The sequence below is a fragment of the Citrobacter sp. wls829 genome (assembly GCF_005280825.1).
Taxonomy (GTDB): Bacteria; Pseudomonadota; Gammaproteobacteria; order Enterobacterales; family Enterobacteriaceae; genus Citrobacter; species Citrobacter gillenii.
Genome location: NZ_SZWP01000101.1, coordinates 16149 through 38860, shown reverse-complemented (window position 1 = coordinate 38860; position 22712 = coordinate 16149). Strand labels below are relative to the sequence as shown.

The 22712-nt window shown below is 51.4% G+C and carries 23 protein-coding genes, 1 tRNA gene and 3 pseudogenes; 12 read left to right on the top strand and 15 right to left on the bottom strand.

Features of this window, described 5'->3' with window-relative positions:
* The 3 genes and pseudogenes from FDW88_RS19755 to FDW88_RS19745 form a co-directional block, all read left to right on the top strand.
* Positions 1–72, top strand: a pseudogene (locus tag FDW88_RS19755) (DUF987 domain-containing protein); the annotation flags it as partial.
* 19 nt (positions 73–91) lie between these two features.
* Complete coding sequence (locus tag FDW88_RS19750; protein ID WP_101700290.1) at positions 92–409, top strand: type IV toxin-antitoxin system YeeU family antitoxin; 318 nt, start codon at positions 92–94, stop codon at positions 407–409.
* Positions 410–429: 20 nt separating this feature from the next.
* Complete coding sequence (locus tag FDW88_RS19745) at positions 430–771, top strand: TA system toxin CbtA family protein (protein WP_007777710.1); 342 nt, start codon at positions 430–432, stop codon at positions 769–771.
* Positions 772–1157: 386 nt separating this feature from the next.
* Here FDW88_RS19745 and FDW88_RS19740 read toward each other — a convergent pair.
* The 3 genes from FDW88_RS19740 to proB form a co-directional block, all read right to left on the bottom strand.
* Positions 1158–1233, bottom strand: a tRNA-Thr gene (locus FDW88_RS19740).
* A 114-nt stretch (positions 1234–1347) separates the two neighbouring features.
* On the bottom strand, positions 1348–2601 hold the full coding sequence (proA, locus tag FDW88_RS19735; protein WP_096758187.1) for a glutamate-5-semialdehyde dehydrogenase: 1254 nt from the start codon (positions 2599–2601) through the stop codon (positions 1348–1350).
* Between the two features lie 11 nt (positions 2602–2612).
* A complete protein-coding gene (gene proB / locus FDW88_RS19730; protein WP_096758188.1) occupies positions 2613–3716 on the bottom strand; it encodes a glutamate 5-kinase in 1104 nt (367 codons plus the stop codon).
* A 288-nt stretch (positions 3717–4004) separates the two neighbouring features.
* Here proB and phoE point away from each other — a divergent pair, with 288 nt between their 5' ends.
* Positions 4005–5060, top strand: a complete 1056-nt coding sequence (gene phoE / locus FDW88_RS19725; RefSeq protein ID WP_117342053.1) for a phosphoporin PhoE — start codon at positions 4005–4007, stop codon at positions 5058–5060.
* 56 nt (positions 5061–5116) lie between these two features.
* On the opposite strand, the gene crl is transcribed toward phoE, so the two are convergent.
* From crl to gpt, 3 genes are all read right to left on the bottom strand, one after another.
* The gene (gene crl / locus FDW88_RS19720; RefSeq protein WP_096758190.1) at positions 5117–5518 is read right to left on the bottom strand and encodes a sigma factor-binding protein Crl; all 402 of its coding nucleotides are present in this window, start codon (positions 5516–5518) and stop codon (positions 5117–5119) included.
* Between the two features lie 57 nt (positions 5519–5575).
* A complete protein-coding gene (gene frsA / locus FDW88_RS19715; protein ID WP_115259348.1) occupies positions 5576–6820 on the bottom strand; it encodes an esterase FrsA in 1245 nt (414 codons plus the stop codon).
* 99 nt (positions 6821–6919) lie between these two features.
* Positions 6920–7378 (bottom strand): xanthine phosphoribosyltransferase, encoded by a 459-nt coding sequence (gpt, locus tag FDW88_RS19710; RefSeq protein ID WP_115259349.1) that lies wholly within the window; start codon positions 7376–7378, stop codon positions 6920–6922.
* 262 nt (positions 7379–7640) lie between these two features.
* Between gpt and pepD the strand changes: the two genes are divergently transcribed.
* Entirely contained in the window at positions 7641–9098 is a 1458-nt protein-coding gene (gene pepD, locus FDW88_RS19705) for a cytosol nonspecific dipeptidase (RefSeq protein ID WP_117342051.1), read from the top strand.
* 103 nt (positions 9099–9201) lie between these two features.
* Here the strand turns inward: pepD and dinB are convergent, their stop codons facing one another.
* The 8 genes and pseudogenes from dinB to FDW88_RS19665 all read right to left on the bottom strand — a co-directional run bounded on the left by dinB (position 9202) and on the right by FDW88_RS19665 (position 15021).
* Entirely contained in the window at positions 9202–10257 is a 1056-nt protein-coding gene (gene dinB / locus FDW88_RS19700) for a DNA polymerase IV (RefSeq protein ID WP_137363208.1), read from the bottom strand.
* Between the two features lie 64 nt (positions 10258–10321).
* The gene (locus FDW88_RS19695) at positions 10322–10969 is read right to left on the bottom strand and encodes a DNA primase (RefSeq protein ID WP_137363207.1); all 648 of its coding nucleotides are present in this window, start codon (positions 10967–10969) and stop codon (positions 10322–10324) included.
* A gap of 57 nt (positions 10970–11026) precedes the next feature.
* Complete coding sequence (lafU, locus tag FDW88_RS19690; protein WP_135912521.1) at positions 11027–12025, bottom strand: putative lateral flagellar export/assembly protein LafU; 999 nt, start codon at positions 12023–12025, stop codon at positions 11027–11029.
* 2 nt (positions 12026–12027) lie between these two features.
* Entirely contained in the window at positions 12028–12891 is an 864-nt protein-coding gene (gene motA, locus FDW88_RS19685; RefSeq protein ID WP_117342047.1) for a flagellar motor stator protein MotA, read from the bottom strand.
* Positions 12892–12920: 29 nt separating this feature from the next.
* Positions 12921–13226 (bottom strand): annotated as a pseudogene (locus tag FDW88_RS22870) (sigma factor-like helix-turn-helix DNA-binding protein); the annotation flags it as partial.
* A pseudogene (fliF, locus tag FDW88_RS22505) lies at positions 13223–13620 on the bottom strand (flagellar M-ring protein FliF); the annotation flags it as partial. The pseudogenes FDW88_RS22870 and fliF, both read right to left, overlap by 4 nt.
* Positions 13621–13624: 4 nt before the next feature.
* Positions 13625–13987 (bottom strand): flagellar hook-basal body complex protein FliE, encoded by a 363-nt coding sequence (locus FDW88_RS19670; RefSeq protein WP_117342012.1) that lies wholly within the window; start codon positions 13985–13987, stop codon positions 13625–13627.
* A gap of 47 nt (positions 13988–14034) precedes the next feature.
* Complete coding sequence (locus FDW88_RS19665) at positions 14035–15021, bottom strand: sigma-54-dependent Fis family transcriptional regulator (protein ID WP_117342011.1); 987 nt, start codon at positions 15019–15021, stop codon at positions 14035–14037.
* 597 nt (positions 15022–15618) lie between these two features.
* On the opposite strand from FDW88_RS19665, the gene FDW88_RS19660 reads away from it, so the two are divergent.
* From FDW88_RS19660 to flhA, 7 genes are read left to right on the top strand one after another with little or no spacing between them, the layout of a single operon-like run.
* Positions 15619–16482, top strand: coding sequence for a FliM/FliN family flagellar motor switch protein (locus FDW88_RS19660; RefSeq protein ID WP_117342010.1), 864 nt, complete (start codon positions 15619–15621; stop codon positions 16480–16482).
* Positions 16475–16846: a FliM/FliN family flagellar motor switch protein gene (locus FDW88_RS19655; RefSeq protein ID WP_117342009.1), complete on the top strand. Its 372-nt coding sequence runs from the start codon at positions 16475–16477 to the stop codon at positions 16844–16846. Before FDW88_RS19660 ends, FDW88_RS19655 begins: the two co-directional genes overlap by 8 nt.
* Positions 16843–17601, top strand: a complete 759-nt coding sequence (gene fliP, locus FDW88_RS19650) for a flagellar type III secretion system pore protein FliP (RefSeq protein ID WP_117342008.1) — start codon at positions 16843–16845, stop codon at positions 17599–17601. Before FDW88_RS19655 ends, fliP begins: the two co-directional genes overlap by 4 nt.
* A gap of 2 nt (positions 17602–17603) precedes the next feature.
* Positions 17604–17876, top strand: a complete 273-nt coding sequence (locus FDW88_RS19645; protein WP_117342007.1) for a flagellar biosynthetic protein FliQ — start codon at positions 17604–17606, stop codon at positions 17874–17876.
* 1 nt (position 17877) lies between these two features.
* A complete protein-coding gene (fliR, locus tag FDW88_RS19640) occupies positions 17878–18660 on the top strand; it encodes a flagellar biosynthetic protein FliR (RefSeq protein ID WP_137363205.1) in 783 nt (260 codons plus the stop codon).
* Positions 18650–19789 carry a flagellar biosynthesis protein FlhB gene (gene flhB / locus FDW88_RS19635; protein WP_137363204.1) on the top strand — a complete coding sequence of 380 codons (1140 nt, stop codon included), beginning with the start codon at positions 18650–18652 and terminating at the stop codon, positions 19787–19789. The genes fliR and flhB overlap by 11 nt, the downstream gene beginning before the upstream one ends.
* Positions 19773–21866: a flagellar biosynthesis protein FlhA gene (flhA, locus tag FDW88_RS19630; RefSeq protein WP_117342004.1), complete on the top strand. Its 2094-nt coding sequence runs from the start codon at positions 19773–19775 to the stop codon at positions 21864–21866. Before flhB ends, flhA begins: the two co-directional genes overlap by 17 nt.
* A 37-nt stretch (positions 21867–21903) precedes the next feature.
* Here flhA and FDW88_RS19625 read toward each other — a convergent pair whose 3' ends face one another.
* Positions 21904–22665 carry a C40 family peptidase gene (locus FDW88_RS19625; RefSeq protein ID WP_137363203.1) on the bottom strand — a complete coding sequence of 254 codons (762 nt, stop codon included), beginning with the start codon at positions 22663–22665 and terminating at the stop codon, positions 21904–21906.
* Positions 22666–22712: the final 47 nt, after the last annotated feature.

Below are 22712 nucleotides of genomic sequence, written 5' to 3'. Positions count from 1 at the left end.
GCGGTATACGCCGAACGCCGCCAGGACCGTAACGGGCCTTATGCCTGCCTAATGAGTATTACCCTGAACTGACAATAAAAGGAGAGCCGCCATGACCCACATCAACTGGGGCCTGCAGCGGGCTATCACCCCGCGCCTGGGAGCCCGTCTGGTGCAGGAGGGTAACCGACTGCACTATCTGGCTGACAGGGCCAGCATCACCGGCAGGTTCAGTGACACCGAATGCCGGAAGCTGGATGAAACATGCCCGCACTTTATCCGCCAGATGGAGTCGATGCTAACCACCGGTGAACTCAGTCCCCAACACGCCCACTGCGTCACCCTGTACCACAACGGTTTCACCTGCGAAGCCGATACTCTTGGCAGTTGCGGCTACGTATACATCGCCATTTACCCCACTCAGCGTTAATTACCTTCACGAGAGTAAACATGAAAACTTTACCTGCAACAACTCAGCGGGCGGTGAAGCCCTGCCTGTCACCCGTGGCTGTCTGGCAAATGCTACTGACACGCCTGCTGGAACAGCACTATGGTCTCACCCTCAACGACACACCGTTCAGTGAGGAACGTGTTATACAGGAACATATCGATGCCGGGATCTCGCTGGCTGATGCCGTGAATTTTCTGGTGGAAAAATACGAACTGGTGCGTATCGACAGGAAGGGATTTAACTGGCAGGAACAATCGCCTTATCTTCAGGCTGTCGATATTCTGCGAGCGCGGCAGGCAACTGGCTTGTTGCAGCAAAGCCGTAGCAACGTAGTACGATGAACATTGCGTACAACCTTCCCGATTTACATTTCTGAACTTCCTCCCTTGTTTACCTATTGCGTAATGCGCCTGCTGCTACCCGGCTGGCGCGTTATCTTTTACGGACAAACCATCATGCAACCAGAAGGTGAAGTATTAACCGATCATAATGAGCTAATTTGTTCAAGCTTTATTGAACACATTGCCAACACATTGAATTTAGGAGTGGTGTAGACATGGACAACTAAACCTGCAGCCACGGAGGTATAGCGAGTGAAGCCCTATCCGGCCTTTTTGGTCAGTAGATAAGATTGATCTTCGTTGATAGAATTTACTTACATCAGCAGTTACATGAAAATAATTTTTGGTGGGAAAAAGATAAGACACTACGTAACTATTTGATTTCTTGGTGCCGATAATAGGAGTCGAACCTACGACCTTCGCATTACGAATGCGCTGCTCTACCAACTGAGCTATATCGGCACTGATAAAGACATGCCCACGATTGTGAACACGGGGTAGAAGGTTAAAACTAACCGGGCGACGCGTCAATGGCCTTGCGAATCAAACGCCTATTTTTGCATCACCCGGTTTCAATTACGCACGAATCGTGTCGTCACCGAAGCCGATCCACTTGTATGTGGTCAGTGCTTCCAGCCCCATCGGTCCGCGTGCGTGTAATTTCTGCGTACTGACTGCCACTTCCGCACCCAATCCAAACTGGCCGCCGTCGGTAAAACGGGTGGAGGCGTTAACGTACACCGCAGACGAATCCACCTCGTTAACGAAGCGGTTGGCGTTGTGCATATCGCGCGTCAGGATCGCGTCGGAATGCTGGGTGCCATGTTCGCGAATATGGCCGATGGCCTCATCCAGGTCGCTGACAATTTTTACGTTCAGATCCAGCGACAGAAACTCATCGTCGTACTCTTGTGCTTTTACCGCCACCACGTTGGCCGGACCGGCCTGCAATTGAGTCAGCGCGGCCTCATCAGCATGCAGCGTGACGCCGCTTTGCGCCATCTGCTGGCTCAGCACGGGCAGGAAGCGTCCGGCGATATTCTGGTGCACCAGCAGCGTCTCGACGGTATTACAGGTGCTCGGGCGTTGGGTTTTGGCGTTAACGATAATCCGGAGTGCGGCGATGATATCTGCGCTTTCATCCACATAGATATGACAAACACCAATACCGCCAGTGATCACCGGAATAGTCGACTGCTCGCGACACAGTTTGTGCAGGCCTGCGCCGCCGCGCGGGATCAGCATATCGATGTACTTATCCATGCGCAGCATTTCGCTGACCAGTGCGCGGTCCGGATTATCAATCGACTGCACGGCGGCCGCCGGTAAGCCACAGGCCTCCAGCGCCTGCTGAATCACTGCCACGGTTGCCGCATTTGTCCGGTACGTCTCTTTGCCCCCGCGCAGGATCGCCGCATTGCCGGTTTTCAGGCACAGGGAGGCGACATCAACGGTGACGTTAGGACGCGCTTCATAAATCACGCCAATCACGCCCAGCGGGACGCGACGACGCTCCAGACGCAGGCCGCTATCCAGCAGACCGCCGTCAATCACCTGCCCGACCGGGTCGGCGAGGTTGCACACCTGACGTACGTCGTCGGCGATGGCTTTCAAACGTGCCGGGGTCAGCGCCAGACGGTCAAGCATTGCTTCACTCAGACCGTTTTCCCGTGCCTGCTCAACGTCTTGTGCGTTAGCGCTGAGGATGCTTTCGGTTTGTGCTTCCAGTTCATCGGCAATCTTTTCCAGCACGCGGTTTTTTTCGCGGCTGGAGAGTAGCGCCAGCTTATACGACGCTGCTTTGGCAGCAATGCCCATTTGTTCCAGCATATGCCTGCTCCTTAACGGGTGATCATGTCATCGCGATGGACGGCAACCGGGCCATATTCATAGCCGAGGATCGCGTCAATCTGTTGAGAGTGGTGTCCGGCAATACGGCGCAGCGCGTCGCTGTTATAGCGAGTGACGCCGTGGGCAATATCGCGCCCTTCAAGATTGCAGATACGAATCACTTCACCACGAGAGAAGTTGCCTGTCACGCTTTTAATGCCTTTGGGCAATAACGAACTGCCGCGTTCCAGAATGGCTGAGGTTGCGCCTTCATCGACGGTGATTTCCCCGGCGGGCGGTGCGCCGAAGATCCAGCGTTTGCGGTTCTCCAGCGGAGAAGCCTGAGCATGAAAACGCGTCCCCACGGACACGCCTTCCATTACATCACCAATCACGCCAGGCTTGCTGCCTGCGGCAATAATGGTGTCGATACCGGCGCGGCAGGCCACGTCTGCCGCCTGCAGTTTGGTGCCCATACCGCCGGTGCCGAGGCCAGAGACGCTGTCTCCGGCGATAGACCGCAGCGCGTCATCAATCCCGTAGACATCTTTAATCAGCTCAGCCTGCGGATTGGTACGCGGGTCAGCGGTGAACAGGCCCTGCTGATCGGTGAGCAGCAGCAGCTTATCGGCCCCGGCCAGAATCGCCGCCAGCGCCGACAGGTTGTCGTTATCACCGACTTTGATTTCGGCGGTTGCCACCGCGTCGTTCTCATTGATGACAGGAACGATGTTGTTATCCAGCAGCGCACGTAACGTGTCGCGAGCGTTAAGGAAACGTTCTCTGTCTTCCATATCCGCACGCGTCAGCAGCATCTGCCCGACATGAATGCCATAAATGGAGAACAGCTGTTCCCAGAGTTGAATCAGTCGGCTCTGCCCTACCGCCGCCAGCAGCTGTTTAGAGGCGATCGTTGCCGGGAGTTCAGGGTAACCAAGATGCTCACGCCCGGCGGCAATCGCGCCCGATGTAACAATAACAATGCGATGCCCTGCGGCATGGAGCTGCGCGCACTGGCGGACCAGTTCTACGATGTGGGCACGGTTCAGGCGGCGCGATCCGCCCGTTAGCACACTGGTGCCAAGTTTTACCACCAGCGTCTGGCTGTCACTCATGATTCTCTGCCATTCAAGATTGGGGAAATGATATCAAACGAACGTTTTAGCAGGACTGGCCCCGGTTGCCAACAGCCAGCGCACAAAGCATGAAATTTTATTGCGCAGGATCAGCAAGCGTAGCGGCAAGTTTTGACGTTTTTATGACAGAAACAAATAAACATTCTTTTTTAAAAATATTCTTACTTTGTCATAAAACGTTCATTGCCAGACGTTAAAAACCCTCCTGTCTTTGAACGGGGAACACACCCAGTAAATATTCGCGCGTACTTTAAATCAGGAATGAAAATGAAAAAGAGCACTCTGGCATTAGTGGTGATGGGTATTATGGCATCGGCATCCGTACAGGCAGCGGAAGTGTATAATAAGAACGGAAATAAACTGGATGTGTACGGCAAAGTTAAAGCCATGCACTACATGACCGATAATGACAGCAAAGACGGCGACCAAAGCTATATCCGTTTTGGTTTTAAAGGCGAAACTCAAATTAACGATCAGCTGACCGGTTATGGTCGTTGGGAAGCAGAGTTCGCAGGCAATAAAGCTGAAAGCGATTCTAACCAGCAAAAAACACGTCTGGCCTTCGCGGGTCTGAAATTGAAAAACCTCGGTTCCTTCGACTACGGTCGTAACCTGGGTGCGCTGTACGACGTTGAAGCGTGGACCGATATGTTCCCGGAGTTCGGCGGGGACTCTTCCGCGCAGACCGATAACTTCATGACCAAACGCGCCAGCGGTCTGGCGACGTACCGTAACACCGACTTCTTCGGCGTCGTTGATGGCCTGGATCTCACCTTGCAATACCAGGGTAAAAACGAAGACCGCGATGTGAAAAAACAGAATGGCGACGGTTTTGGTACGTCGGTGACCTATGACTTTGGCGGCAGCGATTTCGCCATCAGCGGCGCCTATACCAATTCCGATCGTACCAATCAGCAGAATCTGCAAAACCGTGGCGCGGGCGATAAAGCCGAAGCCTGGGCAACCGGTTTAAAATACGATGCCAACGATATTTATATTGCCACGATGTACTCTGAAACGCGCAAAATGACGCCTATATCCGGTGGTTTCGCCAATAAAACACAGAACGTCGAAGCAGTGGTTCAGTACCAGTTTGATTTTGGTCTGCGTCCGTCCCTGGGATATGTGCTGTCGAAAGGCAAAGATATTGAAGGTATCGGTAATGAAGATCTGGTGAATTATATCGACGTTGGCGCGACCTATTATTTCAACAAGAATATGTCAGCATTTGTTGATTATAAAATCAACCAGTTGGATAGCGATAATAAGCTGGCCATCAACAATGATGATATCGTCGCAGTGGGGATGACCTACCAGTTCTGATCTAACATAAAAAATGCCGGATGGGGTTGCGCCGCCATCCGGCATTTTGCTGTTCACTATGCCGTTAATTTAACCGGCTGATCTTTAAAGTCGTCCGCAGGTTCCAGCGCCAGATTCAGCGACGTTAGCAACCCACGCAATTTTTCATGGAACTCACGTAAGGTGTACTCCAGTCGATCTACCACTTCAGTCTCTTTGATGGGCACGGCGGTCCAGTTGCCGTCTTGATCAAACAAACCAAACTGGTAGCTGTACGTGAAGCGTTTTTCCTGTGCTTCTAACTCCATCCACCAGCCCCAGAATTCACGCTTCTCCGGCGCGGGTTTCACGTTGACGCAAACAGCCAGACAATCGAAAAAAAATCGATTATCTTCGCACTGCCCTTCCCGGATGTAGGGGCCAAGCGCGGTGAATTTCTTGATCAATCTGCTTTTCGGGTGTCCACTCGGTAACGTCATTGCGATCTCCTTAGGTGAAGCAACTGTTTTACCAAATCAATAAAATTTAGCAATCTATTAACACAATCTCTGATTGATCCATCCGGTTATTTCTTGCAGCGCTTTATCAAAATTGCGATACACCGGGTTGAACGGGATCTCCATCAGCTTACCGTCAGAAGATGACGATGTGATTAAGCGAGACTCCTCTTCCGGACTAAACGGATCGTTTTTCCAGAAGCCCGACAGCATCGGCGTTGGACAACGTCGGCCCAGCAGGCCTTGTACCTTTAATGAATAGCGATTGAGCTCGACACGCAGCGCGTCATCGGAGGCGTCGTGCATACCCAGACGGCTGGCCAGTACATCAAGATACATTTCCGGGACGCTTGCCTGCCGCTGCGGGTCGCTGAGCAGCGCATGCACTACCGGCCCCAGACACGCCACCGCTTTCAGGCGCGAAGATTCGAGATACGCCAAACGTACCGCCACGTTGGCGCCAAAGCGAAAACCAAATGCCGCCACGCGGGTGTGATCGACCCAGGGAATGTTGGGCAGTGCTTTTAATACGTGCTGATGCAGCAGGCTGGAATCCTGGGTCAGTTTCCATTTCGACGAAAAACCGACCGAGGGCATGTCCAGCGTCAGCATGGCAATACCACGCGGGGCAAAATAGCGTTCATACAGGGTGTAGTAATCCGTTTGCATGGAATCCAGCCCCCCGCACATCAGCACCGTCGGGAACGGGCCGTCACCTTTTGGCATATGCAAAAAACCGGTGATCGGCGCACCGCCGGGAACCGTGAATTCCAGTTCGCGCAGCTTACCGGGCAAGCGCTGAGCCGCCTCTTCATACGCGCGATTCGCCAGAGCCTGCGCCTGTTCAGCCAGCTCGTCGCCTTTCAGATGCGGATACGCCGCAATATTGTACAGCGTAGAGGCGTGCAGCCAGTGGCGTCCGCTAATTTGTGGGTCCTGTTCTGCCATGGCCTTCTGTTGCCAGTCCATTGCCTGCTTCGCCCACTCGTAGATCCAGTTCCCGCCACGATAGCCAATAACCGTGTCATAGAGCTCTTTATCCGTGCGCTCTGCTTCGCTCATGACGATACGCGCCTGCACCTCAAGGATTTCGCGCGGATCGACGCCGCGCCAGATCCACATCAGGCGATTCACCATGCGGTACCAGTGCGGGATGGTTGTGCCATCCAGGGCAGATTGCACAGACGGCTGCGCGCCGTGATTAAATCGACGAACCAGCGTTGACGTTTCAGGGTGTTTGAAGCGGGGTTTAAACAGGACTTCGCTGAGGTTAGCCTGTGACATAATTACGGCCTCCATGAGTACTCACTAAGGCATAGTGTAACCTGACACGGCACAAAAAGAACAACGCCCGGCATAGCCAGGCGTTGAAAACGATTTAGATTAGCGGCCTGAAATCGGCGGGACGAACACGACGCCCATATCCCACGGCTGCTCGATCCAGGTATCCTGAGGGATATCAACAACATAATCATTCACCAGCGGACGGCCTGCCGGTTTAGCGAAGATGGTGACGAAATGCGCTTTAGGGTACATTTCGCGAATCGCAACCGCGGTACCACCGGTGTCAACCAGGTCATCGATTACGATGAAACCTTCACCGTCACCTTCGGCACGTTTCAGAACGGTCAGTTCGCGCTGATTGTCGTGATCGTAGCTGGAGATGCATACGGTATCGACATGACGAATACCCAATTCACGCGCCAGCAGCGCGCCTGGCACCAGACCACCACGGCTAACGGCAATGATGCCTTTCCATTGTTCAGAAGGCATCAAGCGGCTTGCCAGTTTACGTGCATGGATCTGCAACATGTCCCAGGTGACGACGTATTTTTCGCTCATGTGAAGTTGTCCCAGCCTGTTTATCTACGGCTTAAAAAGTGTTCGAGGGGGAAATAGGTTGCGCGAGATTATAGAGATCTGACGCGCTAAAAACCAGTGTTAAGCGGAATCCAGGCCTCTTTTTGCATGCTTTTTGCTAGCCGTGAGCAGAGAAAGTGGTATTCTCAATTGCATCGCGCAAGCCTGACTTGTGGTGTTTTTAATTCTGCTAACCCCGTGGCCTGTAAGTCAATTTTGCAGGGCATCGCCAAGGAGACTCAACGTGTCTGAACTGTCTCAATTATCCCCGCAGCCGCTGTGGGATATTTTTGCCAAAATCTGTTCTATTCCTCATCCGTCCTACCATGAAGAGCAACTCGCTGAACATATTCTGAGTTGGGCCCAAGAGAAAGGTTTCCACGTCGAGCGCGATCAGGTGGGTAATATCCTGATTCGCAAACCCGCTACCGCAGGAATGGAAAACCGCAAGCCGGTTGTTCTGCAGGCGCACCTGGATATGGTGCCGCAAAAAAACAACGATACCGTTCACGACTTCACCAAAGATCCGATCCAGCCTTATATTGACGGCGAATGGGTGAAAGCCCGTGGCACCACGCTGGGTGCGGATAACGGTATCGGTATGGCCTCTGCGCTGGCCGTTCTGGCGGATGACAGCGTGGTTCACGGCCCGCTGGAAGTTCTGCTGACCATGACCGAAGAAGCGGGCATGGACGGTGCGTTTGGTCTGCAGGCTAACTGGCTGCAGGCAGATATTCTGATCAACACCGACTCCGAAGAAGAAGGTGAGATCTACATGGGTTGCGCGGGGGGAATCGACTTCACCGCCAATCTGCCGCTGTCTCGTGAAGCCATTCCTGCAGGTTTCCAGACCTTTAAGCTGACGCTGAAAGGCCTGAAAGGCGGCCACTCCGGCGGCGAAATCCATGTTGGCCTCGGTAATGCCAACAAGCTGCTGGTACGCTTCCTGGCTGGCCACGCTGAAGAACTGGATCTGCGTCTGGTTGATTTCAACGGTGGTACGCTGCGTAACGCGATCCCACGTGAAGCCTTTGCTACCCTTGCTGTTGCCGCAGATAAAGTCGATGCGTTAAAAGCGCTGGTCAGCACTTATCAGGAAATCCTGAAAAACGAGCTGGCAGCAAAAGAGAAAAATCTGGCACTGCTGCTGGATACCGTCTCTAACGACAAAGCCGCACTGACCGCTCAGTCCCGCGATACCTTTGTTCGTCTGCTGAACGCGACACCAAACGGCGTGATCCGCAATTCAGACGTGGCAAAAGGCGTGGTGGAAACCTCCCTGAACGTCGGTGTTGTCACCATGACTGACGACAACGTGCAGATTCACTGCCTGGTTCGCTCGCTGATCGACAGCGGTAAAGACTATGTGGTAAGCATGCTGGATTCTCTGGGCAAGCTGGCAGGCGCTAAAACCGAAGCCAAAGGTGCGTATCCGGGCTGGCAGCCGGACGCGAACTCGCCGGTCATGCACCTGGTGCGCGAAACCTATCAGCGTCTGTTCAACAAGACGCCAAACATCCAGATTATCCACGCGGGTCTGGAATGCGGTCTGTTTAAGAAGCCGTATCCGGAAATGGACATGGTTTCCATCGGGCCAACCATCACAGGTCCGCACTCCCCGGATGAGCAGGTTCATATCGAAAGCGTTGGCCATTACTGGACGCTGCTGACTGAACTGCTGAAGTCTATTCCGGCGAAGTAAGTCCCTGCAATAAATGCCGGATGGCGCTGCTGCTTATCCGGCCTACGATCGCGTAGGTAAGCCGGATAAGGTATTTATGCCGCTATCCGGCAATACATCCAACTCAAAGCCCCAGTACCAACTGCCTTTCCAGCTGTGGATCCAGCAGCGTGACGTGTAATCCCACCAGCCTGACCCCACGTCCTCCCCGACGCTCATCCCAGGTTTTGCGCGCCGTGGTAATCAAATCGTCTTTACTTAAGCGCGGCCAGACGTGCTCCTGAGTGGTCTGCTGAAAGTCATTAAACTTTAATTTAATGCCCTGGCGAGCAATACATAAATCCGGTTTTACCTTTGCCAGACGCCGCTCCAGCTCCGGATAAAGCCGCTCGATAATCGCCTCACATTCTGACCACTCATGAATATCCTCTGCCAGCGTGCGTTCAACACCGACGGATTTGCGCATTCTGTCGTTATTCACATCCCGCTCGTCAATACCCTGGCTGCGCTCCCACAGCACGCGACCAAATTTACCAAAACGCTTAAGCAATATCGCCAGGTCGCACTGTTGTACATCTTCACAGGTACGTAATCCCATGGATTCCAGCTTGGCGGCGGAAACTTTGCCGACGCCGGGGATTTTCCCCAGCGGGAGCGTTCTGATAAATTCCGGCACATCATCCGGTGTGATCACATATTGCCCGTTGGGCTTATTGAGATCGGAGGCGATCTTGGCCAGAAACTTGACCGGTGCAATCCCCGCGGAGGCGGTGAGCTGTAGCTCGTCAAAAATCGTCTGGCGAATTTGCTGGGCAATCAGTGTGGCCGATCCGTGACAGTGCGTGCTGTCGGTGACGTCCAGATAGGCTTCATCCAGCGAAAGGGGTTCGATAAGCGAGGTGTAGCGTGCGAAGATCGCCTGAATCTGGCGAGACGCTTCTTTATACGCCTCATAACGACCGGGTAATAAGGTGAGATGCGGGCACAGTTTTAGCGCCATCCCCGTGGGCATCGCGCTGCGTACGCCAAATTTCCGCGCCGGGTAATTGGCGGTGCTGATCACCCCCCGGCGTTCACGGCTGCCACCGATAGCGATCGGGATATCACGCAGCGCGGGGTTATCACGCATTTCCACCGCCGCGAAAAAGCAGTCCATATCGACATGTATAATTTTACGCATCGCCCCTCCCATAACACTGTTTAAGTATACAGTATCTTTATGTAATGAGAAGTCTGAACACGTATTACGGTACTGCGGGTCCATTCATGACGAAACGGGCATCACACAGATAACGCACAACCTCTTTTGACGCATGCTCTGCAGGGTTACCCGCCGTACTGACAAACAGCTTATTCACTTTTCGCACATTCGCCTTAAGCAGATTTTCAATGGTCATCCGGCGAAAGGCATCATTTTCAACGCAGAAAAGTTCATAGTCTCCCAAACGCTCGCCGCAAATTTCACAATGGTTCATCCAGTAGCGTAGTCCGGTGGTTTTACTCTTATCCAGGTAGTAATTGCTGGCCTTGATGTTCTTCATTATCTCTTCTGGCAGCGCATTAATATGGAACAGAAACGTATTCCGCCTGACGGACAGCCAGCCTTCACCATCCTGTATTTTTTTAATATAACGGGTAAACATAACCCCATGGATTCCGGTGATTTGATGGCAGTTCCAGCAGTGCATCTTTGAGGTAATGACCAGATAGTAGGGCGCGATGATGTTGTAACTATCCATAGTGTAGGCATAGTCCAAAAGCCCCTCCTTTAGCCCATCAGGCTCGGTGTACCAGATCCCTGATACATTATCGAAATGCGCGCCCTGACAGGCCACATCTGTAACATTATCTGATTGAATATTCAGTGGAATAATTTGAGTTACAGCTATCACATTACCTTCCTTAGCAATAATATGCCCCCACGTTGCGTGGGGGACGAGAGAACAGAATTAATGAGGCACAACAACGGGGGGTTGACGTAAGGAAGTCACCTGCTTTTGTTTATCCAGCTTATCCACCAACGGCTGCACGACCTTCTCGCCGTGCTGACCAAAGTATTGATACAGCGTGTCGGACGCACTTTGCGTCAACACCATAATCTCAATGCGGCGGTTACCCGCGCTCTCTGGATTTTTCGCATCCAGCAGCATCTGGTCCGCCATGGCGCTGACCTGCATGACTTTATCCTGCGGCATCCCCGCTTCTTCCAGCACACGTCGGGCAGAGAGCGCCCTGTCACCAGACAGATTCCAGTTGTTATAAATATTATTTTTATAGCCCATCGCATCCGTGTGACCGGTGATGATGATCTTATTGTCCAGCGTGTCAAAAACCGGTGCCAGTTCAACCAGTAACGATCGGAAGAAAGGCATGATCCGCGCGCTACCGCGTTCAAACATATTGCGGTTCTGGTCATCTTTAATCAGCACGCGTAACCCTTGAGGGACGATCTCCATCTCCAGGTTAGTTTCCATATGCGCATTGCGAGCGATGGTGTTGATGTTAGTCGCCAGCTCTCCCAGTTCAGTCGCGGACTTTTTCTTCAGCAACGCCGTCTTCTCATTCACATCCATGACTTTTTTGGCCGTTTCTTCCGTCACTTTAGCCGTTTCCTGCGGTAGCGCTTGTTTATCTGACTTGCTGCGAGTGACATTTTTACTGCTGGCCCCCGGTGCAATCGGCTGTTTGCCAATTTTATTTAACGGTGCGAGCCCTCCCCCGTTGAAGATGGACTGGCCGTGCAGCGCCGCAACGATATTTTCTCGATCGGATTTACTGACGCTGTTGACAATCCACAGCGTCATAAACAGCGCCATCATCGCCAGCGTAAAGTCGGCAAATGCCACCTTCCACGCACCGCCATGATGACCTGCATGATTCTTTTTAATTTGTCGCCGAATAATGGTGGTCTTCGCACCACGGTCGCGACGATTTGGCGCCTTCCTCATGCTTATTCCTGCTCCAGCATCGCATTCACCCACGCGTCCAGATTGGCAAACGTTGGTTTAGATGCCAGATGCAGAAGTTTACGTCCTGCATCCACCGCCAGCAGCGTTGGCTTACCGCCAGCATGCGCCACCAGCACAGTACGCACACATTCCAGCAGAGAATGTTCCGCACGCGCCTGTTGCTCCATCGAGTTCGCCAGCGGATCCATCAGGCAGTAGCAGATAAATACCCCCAGGAAGGTCCCTACCAGCGCCGCTGCTACTTTCAGGCCGATCAGTGCAATGGAACCATCAATAGATTGCATGGTAATAATGATGCCAAGTACCGCGGCGCAAATACCGAATCCCGGCATAGCTTCAGCCGTACGCTGTAATGAACGAGACGGTGTCAACAGCTCTTCTTCTACGGTATCCAGTTCCTGATCGAGGATCCCTTCCAGTTCGTGGGCGTCAATTTTGCCCATTGCCATCAGGCGGAAGTTATCAGCGATAAAGGTCACCAGTCGCTCTTGAGTCAGCACCAGCGGGTACTTTTGGAAAATGGTACTTTCAGCCGGTTTTTCAATGTGCTGATCCAACATGCGTAAGCCGCCGTTTTGTACCAGCTCCAGCAGTTCAAACAGGCACATTAATAGTTGGCGCTGAAACTCTGGCCCCAGCTGTTTCTTGCTGAGGACACCTTTCAACTGATGGCCGATCTCTTTCAGCACGTGCTTCGGGTTGCCGATAATCATGGCACCAAATCCGGCGCCGAGAATAATAACAATTTCAGCAGGCTGCCAGATGGCAATTAATTGTCCACCCGCTTCAAAATAGCCGCCAAAAACACAGCCAATAACCACCAACAAACCTAAAATCTTTTGCATTCACTTCTCCGCATTTCAATTCGAAATTGTTAATCTTGATATAAACAATCACGAATTTTGTGCGTGATTTTTTTATTCATTTGACAAATTCTGGCTTCAGTTACGCCTAACACCAGCGCAATCTCTTTTAAATTCATATCGTGTTGGTAATACATGGAGAGCACGAGGCCCTCTTTTTCACTGAGTTGACCGAGGGCATAGCTCAGCATCTCTTGCGTCACAAATTGTTCTTCCAGCCCCCGCCCTTCAAGCGGTGCAATTGGCAGGTCGCCATTCAGTAACTCATCCAGGCTGGCCAGCGTTTCGGCCCCTTCCAGCTGTTGAAATTCCAGGTAAGCGGATGTTCTGCACAAATTGGCTGCTGCCCAGCACTTCGTCTTTGTCCATCAGCTCGTAGCCGCTGGGCAACATCGCCTGCACACCTTTGGCGGCAAGGGTCATTCGCGTTTTGGACAGCGCATCGTCAGGAACCAGAATCTGCCCACTTTGCGGATCGATACGGTATTCCAGCTTTTCGCCATCCAGTACGGTGACTATCTGGGATACCGGCAGGTTTTCCTGTCGACCGTACAGCGAAACGTAGCCGTGATTCCCATTCCACAGCACGCTGACAATTATCGCCGTAGCCGCAATGGCCGCTGCTGCCAGTAACGCCCAGCGCTTATTGCCGTCCAGTTTGAACGACACGGCCGGGAAGGATTGCGTTATTTTTTTTATTAATTCATTCATAGCGTTAGACTGACATGCTCATCAGGTCATTGAATCCAGAAGCGACTTTATTTCTGACCTGAACCAGCGCGGAGAACGACAGCGATGCCTGTTGGCTGGCGATCATTGCCCCCGCCAGATCATCGCTTTTGCCCATCTCAACGGCCGTTTGTTGTTGCTCGGCGACCTGCTGATATTGATCAACATGATTCAGCGCCCCTTGCATAATCTGGCCAAAGGAGACCTGAGATGATGCCGACTGCGCACCAACACGGTTAATCTGCATCGGCGAGAGGATGGGCGACTGCGCGACCTCCTTCATCTGCTGCATGTCCTGCATCATTTGCGTCTGCATCGTACTGGCTGGGGCTAGGATATTTATGCTCATGACCTACTCTTAAAATGAAAAAAGTGCTCGCTGCACGACCAACGGATTCAGGAGAAGATTTCGATTCCCTGTTTTCTCATTGACGCCAGACGATAACGAAGCGCACGTGGGGTAATGCCTAGTAAATCCGCAATTTTGGTTTTATTGCCCTGATATTTGCGCATCAAGTCAGCGATATACTGATATTGCGCGCTGCGGCCATGCTGGCCCAAATTATCGCCTTCGCTTATTTGCGGACTGGGCTTAGGTTGCCATTCAGGCTCGCTCCAGGAATCGGATCCCACAGACGGAAGCCCTAAGGTATCGGGATAAATTACGCCATCTCGATTCAAAATCATGCCACGTTGAATGGCATTTTCGAGCTGGCGTACATTGCCCGGCCAGGCGTAGCTGAGTAATGCTCGCCGCGATGACTCCGAGAGTTTGATATTCTTCGCCAGTACCGTGGAGTATTTTTTGATAAAGGATTCAGCCAGAGGAATAATGTCTTCCATCCGCTCGCGCAGCGGCGGCATCGTCACCGGGATAACCGACATGCGATAATAGAGATCTTCTCTGAAACGTCCTGCGGCAACTTCGGCTTCAAGATTTTTATTGGTGCAGGCAATAAGGCGGAAGTTAAGTTTAATTAAACGATTACTGCCCAGACGTTCAACCTGTTGTTCCTGCAAAACACGCAAAATCTTCGCCTGTAGTGCTAACGGCATGTCGCCGATTTCGTCGAGCAGCAAAGTGCCATTATTGGCTAATTCCATTTTTCCCGGTACGGTCGCGACGGCCCCGGTAAATGCACCTTTGTCATAACCAAATAACGTAGCTTCGAGCATATTTTCAGGAATAGCAGCACAGTTAACGCCGATATAAGGCGCCTGAGAGTCCTGTGCAAATGCAATAGAATGTATAAATTTCGCAACACATTCTTTACCCGTCCCCGTTTCACCATGAACAAGGACAGGAACATTAAAAGCAGCAATACGCTTAGCTAGTGCAAATGCATTGATGCTGGAGGTTGCTTCGGCAATAAGTTCAAACATGATTATTTTACACTTAGAAGTAAAGTTAACATCCATAACGAGAAATATACAAATTATTCCAAAGCGAGCACATTATCGAATAATAGATATCGCCCGTGCCATGTTTTTCATCCAGTCCCTGTTCATGTTTTACTGCCCTTCCACATGGCAGCCCCTTCGAAGACTATTTTCAAATAGGTTTTTTCCTAAAAAAAGATTACCACTGGTGCTGTTAACAATCTTAAATTAAAAGATAATAAAAATATTATTTATTTAAAAACAATGAGTTACAATGATTTGCGTGTAGAAATTAAGCATGAGAAAGGCATTTATAGCGCTGCCGCTAACTGGTGAGAATGTCACAGTTATATGATTAATAATTTTTTAATTATAGAACCACATCATTAATAACTTGCAGAAGAGAGGGGCAGAATATTTAATATCCAGCCCGAGATTATCGATGTTCCCATGCACCTCATTTTATAGGTCATGGTCCCCAACAAAAGAGAATAGCGTCAAGGATGCTCAAAAAATTAAATGGATTTGTATTTTCTTTGATAACGTCGGGATGTGATATTTATTCATCCACCAACAAAATTACGGCTGAGAACGTGTACCATGCTGAAATATAGTCAAACACCCGGAATCTTTAAGCTTGAAGGAAACCGGCTTGGGCGTCCATATCATCGTCTGCCGACTATGTTTACGGGTAATTTTGATACAATTGAATCACATCTCGGAAACTATTTCCTGAAGAAACACCGCACAAATATAACACTCAAGAAGATACACTGCGAGATGGATGTTATTAACAAGAGTGCTGAGTTATTAATTTCGCAAGTTGGCCATTTGGCATTTGATATTGACCGCACATTATTGTTAATGCTGCTAGGTAACTTCTATGGTCTGACGTCATCAATGATTGACGAAAAGTCATCAGAAGATTTACCCACCAAAACCGAAACCCGGTTGAAAAGTCGGCTGGCACTTGATACCTGTAATATCATTTTTAATAAAAACATATCCGGTATCCCACTCACGCTTAAACCCGACAGCAGCACCGTCCAGACCCACTGGGCTTATCAACTGATATTTATACTAGGCGATGATGAGAACGCCAGTTTCAGGATCTTACTCGATGATTCACATACTGATTATATTTTGAATTTGATTCGTCGTAGTGAACACGGTGATAAAAAAAAGCTGGTTGATAAACCCCACGCCCAAGCGCGTAAAAAAACGCTGATCAAAGAGATTATTAATACGCTGCCGCTGACCATGAACGTGAAGATAGCCGAGATCCCGCTCAATGTTGCCGACCTGACGACCATTAAGCCGGGAGATATTTTACCCATTGCGATGCCAGATACGTTCCCGGTTTATATCGGGAAGTCCGAATTATTTAACGCCCTGATCGTCGAAGATAAAGACAAACTGTTTTTGTCCGAGTTAACGAGTAAGACTGAGAAATCCTATGAGTAAGCAACAAGATATTTTAGAGCAAGGCTTCGAGTTAACCCCGGAAGCCACCACTGCGTCTGCGGTGTCGGTCACCGAAACACTGGTGACGCGGTTAGAAGATCGTTTTTCCGAATCCATGACCCTCCTCAAGCGTATTCCGGTAACGTTAACGCTGGAAGTCTCCTCGGTAGAGATCATGCTGTCTGACCTGCTGAACATTGATGATGACACCGTCATTGAGATGGACAAACTCGCAGGGGAGCCGCTGGATATTAAAGTGAATAATATCCTGCTGGGTAAGGCCGAAGTGGTGGTAGTGAATGAAAAATATGGCCTGCGGGTCCTTGAATTCAACACGCATGAAATCAACGATCTGGCCCCATGAAACGCGCACCTACCTTCACTCTGGTACTGGGTATCTCGTTGCTCATCCTTTCTCCCTTTGCCTGTGCGCAAGGGGGAGATATCCCGTTGCTGAATGTGATTTCACACGGTAATAGCCAGGAATACAGCGTCAAGATTCAGGTTCTGCTACTGATGACGCTGGTGGGCATTCTGCCTACGCTGGTGCTGATGATGACCTGTTTTACCCGTTTTATTATTGTCCTCTCGTTGCTACGTCAGGCGCTGGGGCTGCAGCAAACGCCGCCCAACCGCATCCTGATTGGCATCGCACTGTCGTTAACCATGCTGGTAATGCGGCCCATCTGGATCAACATCTACGATCATGCCGTGGTGCCTTTTGAAAACGACCAGATTACGCTTTCTGACGCGCTAAGCACCGCCGCATCACCGCTAAAACGCTTTATGTTGGCGCAGACCAACAAAAAAGCCATTGCGCAGATCATGACCATCGCCAATGCGCACGGTAACGCGGCAGATCAGGATCTCTCCATTGTGGTTCCCGCCTATGTCCTGAGCGAGCTGAAAACGGCCTTTCAGATAGGCTTCATGATTTACATTCCGTTCCTGGTGATCGACCTGATCGTCGCCAGCGTGTTGATGGCAATGGGCATGATGATGCTGTCGCCGTTGATCGTTTCTTTGCCCTTTAAGCTGATGCTCTTCGTGCTGATCGATGGCTGGGCGCTGACCGTCGGGACGCTCACCTCCAGTATTCGCGGTCTGGGGCTGGGATAATTATGTTAACGATTGATGTAGCAGCCGATATTGTCGCCAGCGGCATAAAAGTCGTGATTATCCTGGTCTGCGTGCTGGTCGTGCCCAGCCTGTTGGTCGGCCTGTTGGTCAGCATTTTCCAGGCGGTGACGCAGATTAACGAACAGACCCTCAGCTTTTTACCCAGGCTGATTGTCACGCTGGCAGTATTGGGGATTGCCGGGAAATGGATGATCGTCCAGTTGAGCGATCTCTGCGTGCATCTGTTCACTCAGGCCGCCATTCTGGTGCACTGACATGCGCGAAACCGATATCACACAGCTAAGCAGCCTGATCCTGGGCATGTGGTTTCCCTTCGTGCGCATTATGGCGTTTATACACTATGCGCCGGTGCTGGATAACGCCGCGCTGACGGTCCGCATACGTATCGTGCTGTCACTGGCGCTGGCATTCATCATTACGCCGTTGATCCCCCATCCCGTCCCCATCAGCCTGCTGTCAATAAACAGCATCATCCTGACCGCAGAACAGTTTCTGTGGGGTATGTTGTTTGGCCTGATGCTGCAGTTTCTGTTTTTAGCACTCCAGTTAGCCGGGCAGATCCTCTCGTTTAACATGGGGATGAGTATGGCGGTGATGAACGATCCCAGCAGCGGCGCATCGACGACGGTGCTGGCGGAAATGATCAACATTTACGCGGTAATTCTGTTCTTCGCGATGGATGGGCATCTGCTGCTGGTGAGTATTTTATTCAAAAGCTTTACCTACAGGCCGATTGGCAATGCGCTGCATCCGCAATCTCTCCGCACTATTTCCCTGGCGCTGGGCTGGGTATTTGCAGCCGCCACGCTGCTGGCGCTACCAACCACGTTTATCATGCTGGTTGTTCAGGGCTGCTTTGGTCTGCTGAACCGCATTGCGCCCCCACTCAACCTTTATTCCCTGGGCTTTCCTATCAATATGCTGGCGGGTCTGGTCTGTTTCGCCACCCTGCTGTACAACCTGCCCGACCACTATCTGCACCTGGCGAATTTCGTCCTGCAGCAGCTCGACGCGCTAAAGGGACACTATGGCGGATAGCAGCAGCGAAGAAAAAACAGAAAAACCCTCGGCGCAAAAACTTCGCAAAGCCAGAGAGGATGGGCAGATCCCGCGCTCAAAAGACATGGGGCTTGCCGCCAGCTTGTTTGCCGCATTTATGGTGATCTCCAGCAGCTTTCCCTGGTATGAAGATTTCGTGCGCGAAAGCTTCATCAGCGTGCATCAGTACGCACAGAATATTAATGACCCGGATATCATCGGACAGTTCCTCGAACATCATCTGCTGATTCTGGCGAAATTTATTCTGACGCTGTTGCCGATGCCCGTAGCCGCCCTGTTTGCCTCGCTGGTGCCGGGTGGATGGCTGTTCCTGCCGAAGAAAATTTTACCGGACTTCAGCAAGTTAAGTCCGATTAAGGGCATAGGGCGTCTGTTCTCCACAGAGCATCTGGTGGAAACCGGAAAAATGACGCTGAAGGCTATCGTGCTTTTAATCATGCTGTGGATAACCCTGCGCAATAACTTTGCCTCGTTTCTCGGGTTACAAGAGCTGTTTTTTAAACAGGCGATTAGCGATGGTCTATCACTCTACAGCAGCGTGATGCGCAACTTTGTCATCTTGTTTATCTTTTTTGCTCTCGTGGACGTTCCTCTGGCGAAAAAAATGTTCACCAAAGGGCTGAAGATGACCAAGCAGGAAATAAAAGAAGAATATAAAAACCAGGAAGGTAAACCAGAGGTTAAAGCGAGGATCCGGCGTTTGCAACGGCAAATGGCGATGGGCCAAATTCGCAAAGTGGTACCGAAGGCCAACGTAGTGATCGTCAACCCAACGCACTACGCCGTCGCCTTACAGTATGACCATGCTCGCGCCGCCGCGCCGTTCGTTGTCGCCAAAGGCACGGATGAAATTGCACTGTATATCCGCCAGGTCGCTGCAGAGAACAACATTGAAGTCGTTGAGTTTCCCAAGCTGGCACGCTCTGTTTATTACACCACCCAGGTGAATCAGCAAATTCCGTTTCAACTTTATCGGGCGATTGCCCACGTCCTGACCTACGTCCTGCAAATGAAACACTGGCGTGACGGAGCACAAGCACGCCCTTCACTGAACAGACATATTTCCATTCCAAAAGAGGTTCTTAAACTGGATGCCGAAAATAACTAAACAATTCATGGCGCTGCTGCGTAACGGCAATATCGGCGTGCCGCTGGTGATCCTGTGTATTCTGGCGATGGTGATCCTGCCGTTACCACCTGCACTTTTGGATATTCTGTTCACCTTTAACATCGTGCTGGCGGTGATGGTGCTATTGGTGGCCGTTTCCGCAAAACGACCGCTCGAATTCAGCCTGTTCCCGACCATTTTGCTGATTACCACCCTGATGCGATTGACGCTAAACGTGGCGTCAACGCGCGTGGTGTTACTGCATGGCCATATGGGTGCCGGTGCCGCCGGTAAAGTGATCGAGTCCTTCGGTCAGGTGGTGATCGGCGGTAACTTCGTGGTCGGCTTTGTGGTGTTTATCATCCTGATGATCATCAACTTTATCGTGGTAACTAAAGGTGCTGAACGTATCTCCGAGGTGTCCGCCCGCTTTACGCTGGACGCGATGCCCGGTAAACAGATGGCGATTGATGCCGATCTGAATGCCGGGTTGATCAACCAGGCGCAGGCGCAAACACGACGCAAAGACGTGGCGGGTGAGGCAGATTTCTACGGTGCGATGGATGGTGCTTCAAAGTTCGTGCGTGGGGACGCCATCGCCGGGATGATGATCCTGGCCATCAACCTGATCGGCGGCGTCTGTATTGGGATCTTTAAATACGATTTAAGCGCTGAGGCCGCGTTCCAGCAATACGTGCTGATGACTATCGGTGACGGCCTGGTCGCGCAAATCCCGTCTTTGCTGTTGTCGACGGCGGCGGCGATTATCGTCACGCGCGTCAGCGACAGCGGCGATATTGCCACCGACGTACGTAGCCAGCTGCTGGCCAGCCCTTCGGTGCTCTATACCGCCACCAGCATTATGTTCGTGCTGGCCGTTGTGCCGGGCATGCCACATTTCCCGTTCCTGGCTTTTACGGCGCTGTTAGGGTTCACCGCCTGGCGCATGAGCAAGCGTCCGAAAGTCGCCGAGACTGAAGAGAAAAATCTCGAAACGCTGACCAAAACCATCACCGAAACCACCGAGCAGCAGGTCAGTTGGGAAACCATTCCGTTAATTGAGCCCATTAGCCTGAGTCTGGGCTATAAGCTGGTGGCGCTGGTCGATAAATCGAAAGGTAATCCGCTGACCCAGCGTATTCGTGGCGTGCGGCAGGTGATTTCTGACGGCAACGGCGTGTTGCTGCCTGAAATTCGTATCCGCGAAAACTTCAGACTGAAACCCACGCAGTACGCCATTTTCATCAATGGGATTAAAGCGGATGAGGCGGATATCCCCTCAGATAAGCTGATGGCGCTACCCTCCAGCGAAACTTACGGCGAAATAGATGGCGTATTAGGGAACGACCCGGCCTACGGGATGCCCGTTACCTGGATTGTGCCGGCGCAAAAAGCCAAAGCGTTAAATATGGGGTATCAGGTTATTGATAGCGCCAGCGTCATTGCCACGCACGTGAATAAGATTATTCGTCGCTATATTCCCGATCTGTTTAATTACGATGATATTACGCAGTTACATAACCGCCTGTCGTCCATGGCACCGCGTCTGGCGGAAGATCTCAGTGCAGCGCTGAATTACAGCCAGTTATTGAAGGTTTACCGGACGCTGCTTATCGAAGGCGTTTCATTACGCGATATCGTTACCATTGCCACCGTGCTGGTTGCCAGCAGCGCGACCACCAAAGATCCCATTCTGCTGACGGCAGATGTCCGTCTTGCGCTGCGTCGCAGTATTACTCACCCGTTTGTACGCAAAGATGAGCTGGCGGTCTACACGCTCAATAGTGAACTGGAGAATTTACTGGCAAACGTGGTCAATCAGGCACAGCAAAGTGGCAAAGTGATGCTCGACAGCGTACCGGTCGATCCGAATATGCTTAATCAGTTCCAGACCAATATGCCGCAGATAAAAGAACAAATGAAAGCCGCGGGGAAAGAACCGATATTGTTGGTCGCTCCACAGTTACGTCCGCTGCTCGCTCGCTATGCTCGTCTGTTCGCGCCGGGGCTACAGGTGCTGTCGTATAATGAAGTGCCGGATGAGCTGGAATTAAAAATTATGGGCGCGTTGAGCTAACGCGTGATGAGGCGGTGCTGAAAGTACCGCCTGACTATTACAGAATTGTATTTTCCGTCAGAATTCGTCGGGCACCGAGATAATGATCCTGCCAGAAAGGTTCGGACAAGGTGCTGACCCGGATCGTTTCGCCGGTACGTGGCGACTCAATAAATTGCCCCTGCCCCAAATAGACCCCCATATGATCGGCAATATCCCGGCTGTGAATATGGAAAAACAGTAAATCACCACGACGTAAATCGCGATTAGAGACAATTGTCGCCCGCCGATAGTGATACATTTCATTGGCAGTACGGGGCAGTTTCGCCGCCAGAATTTTATTGTAGGCATAGAAAACGAGCCCGCTGCAGTCAAAGCCTTCATCCGGACGGGTTCCCCCCCACAGATACGGTTTACCTAACTGTTGCTCAAGGCGATGAATCGCCACTTCGGTGATGTTGTGCAGGTGATCGCTACTGAGAAAATGAGGATTTTCGGCGAGTTCCTGCCAGCGATGATCGCTGGCTTTAAGCGGACCTGGGAACCACTCCGGGTGCTGTTTAATATGCACGCGATTCTGCTGGCGTAGTGCCTTTTTACTTTCCGCATTACCTTCTACCACGTAGCTGGCCTGCTTTTTTACCTGCACATGATACTGCTTTAGTAACCGGGCACGATTACGCATACGCAACTGCGCCGCATAGTTTAAGGGGGTATTTGATAAGACAGGCTGAACTTTGGCGATACACGGTAATGACAACACGACACACAAAGACAGCAGGCCCGGCAAAAGGCGTCGGGGTGCAGTGGCAAAAGACATGAAAAAAGAATACCTGGTCAAACACGTTCGGCGCAGTGTACTGCTAT

What these genes read in the sequence shown, in the direction of transcription:
- FDW88_RS19750 (WP_101700290.1), top strand. Translation starts at nt 92, where the DNA reads ATGACCCACATCAACTGGGGCCTGCAGCGGGCTATCACCCCGCGCCTG.
- FDW88_RS19745 (WP_007777710.1), top strand. Translation starts at nt 430, where the DNA reads ATGAAAACTTTACCTGCAACAACTCAGCGGGCGGTGAAGCCCTGCCTG.
- proA (WP_096758187.1), bottom strand. Translation starts at nt 2,601, where the DNA reads ATGCTGGAACAAATGGGCATTGCTGCCAAAGCAGCGTCGTATAAGCTG.
- proB (WP_096758188.1), bottom strand. Translation starts at nt 3,716, where the DNA reads ATGAGTGACAGCCAGACGCTGGTGGTAAAACTTGGCACCAGTGTGCTA.
- phoE (WP_117342053.1), top strand. Translation starts at nt 4,005, where the DNA reads ATGAAAAAGAGCACTCTGGCATTAGTGGTGATGGGTATTATGGCATCG.
- crl (WP_096758190.1), bottom strand. Translation starts at nt 5,518, where the DNA reads ATGACGTTACCGAGTGGACACCCGAAAAGCAGATTGATCAAGAAATTC.
- frsA (WP_115259348.1), bottom strand. Translation starts at nt 6,820, where the DNA reads ATGTCACAGGCTAACCTCAGCGAAGTCCTGTTTAAACCCCGCTTCAAA.
- gpt (WP_115259349.1), bottom strand. Translation starts at nt 7,378, where the DNA reads ATGAGCGAAAAATACGTCGTCACCTGGGACATGTTGCAGATCCATGCA.
- dinB (WP_137363208.1), bottom strand. Translation starts at nt 10,257, where the DNA reads ATGCGTAAAATTATACATGTCGATATGGACTGCTTTTTCGCGGCGGTG.
- lafU (WP_135912521.1), bottom strand. Translation starts at nt 12,025, where the DNA reads ATGAGGAAGGCGCCAAATCGTCGCGACCGTGGTGCGAAGACCACCATT.
- motA (WP_117342047.1), bottom strand. Translation starts at nt 12,891, where the DNA reads ATGCAAAAGATTTTAGGTTTGTTGGTGGTTATTGGCTGTGTTTTTGGC.
- FDW88_RS19670 (WP_117342012.1), bottom strand. Translation starts at nt 13,987, where the DNA reads ATGAGCATAAATATCCTAGCCCCAGCCAGTACGATGCAGACGCAAATG.
- FDW88_RS19665 (WP_117342011.1), bottom strand. Translation starts at nt 15,021, where the DNA reads ATGTTTGAACTTATTGCCGAAGCAACCTCCAGCATCAATGCATTTGCA.
- FDW88_RS19660 (WP_117342010.1), top strand. Translation starts at nt 15,619, where the DNA reads ATGCTGAAATATAGTCAAACACCCGGAATCTTTAAGCTTGAAGGAAAC.
- FDW88_RS19655 (WP_117342009.1), top strand. Translation starts at nt 16,475, where the DNA reads ATGAGTAAGCAACAAGATATTTTAGAGCAAGGCTTCGAGTTAACCCCG.
- fliP (WP_117342008.1), top strand. Translation starts at nt 16,843, where the DNA reads ATGAAACGCGCACCTACCTTCACTCTGGTACTGGGTATCTCGTTGCTC.
- FDW88_RS19645 (WP_117342007.1), top strand. Translation starts at nt 17,604, where the DNA reads ATGTTAACGATTGATGTAGCAGCCGATATTGTCGCCAGCGGCATAAAA.
- fliR (WP_137363205.1), top strand. Translation starts at nt 17,878, where the DNA reads ATGCGCGAAACCGATATCACACAGCTAAGCAGCCTGATCCTGGGCATG.
- flhB (WP_137363204.1), top strand. Translation starts at nt 18,650, where the DNA reads ATGGCGGATAGCAGCAGCGAAGAAAAAACAGAAAAACCCTCGGCGCAA.
- flhA (WP_117342004.1), top strand. Translation starts at nt 19,773, where the DNA reads ATGCCGAAAATAACTAAACAATTCATGGCGCTGCTGCGTAACGGCAAT.
- FDW88_RS19625 (WP_137363203.1), bottom strand. Translation starts at nt 22,665, where the DNA reads ATGTCTTTTGCCACTGCACCCCGACGCCTTTTGCCGGGCCTGCTGTCT.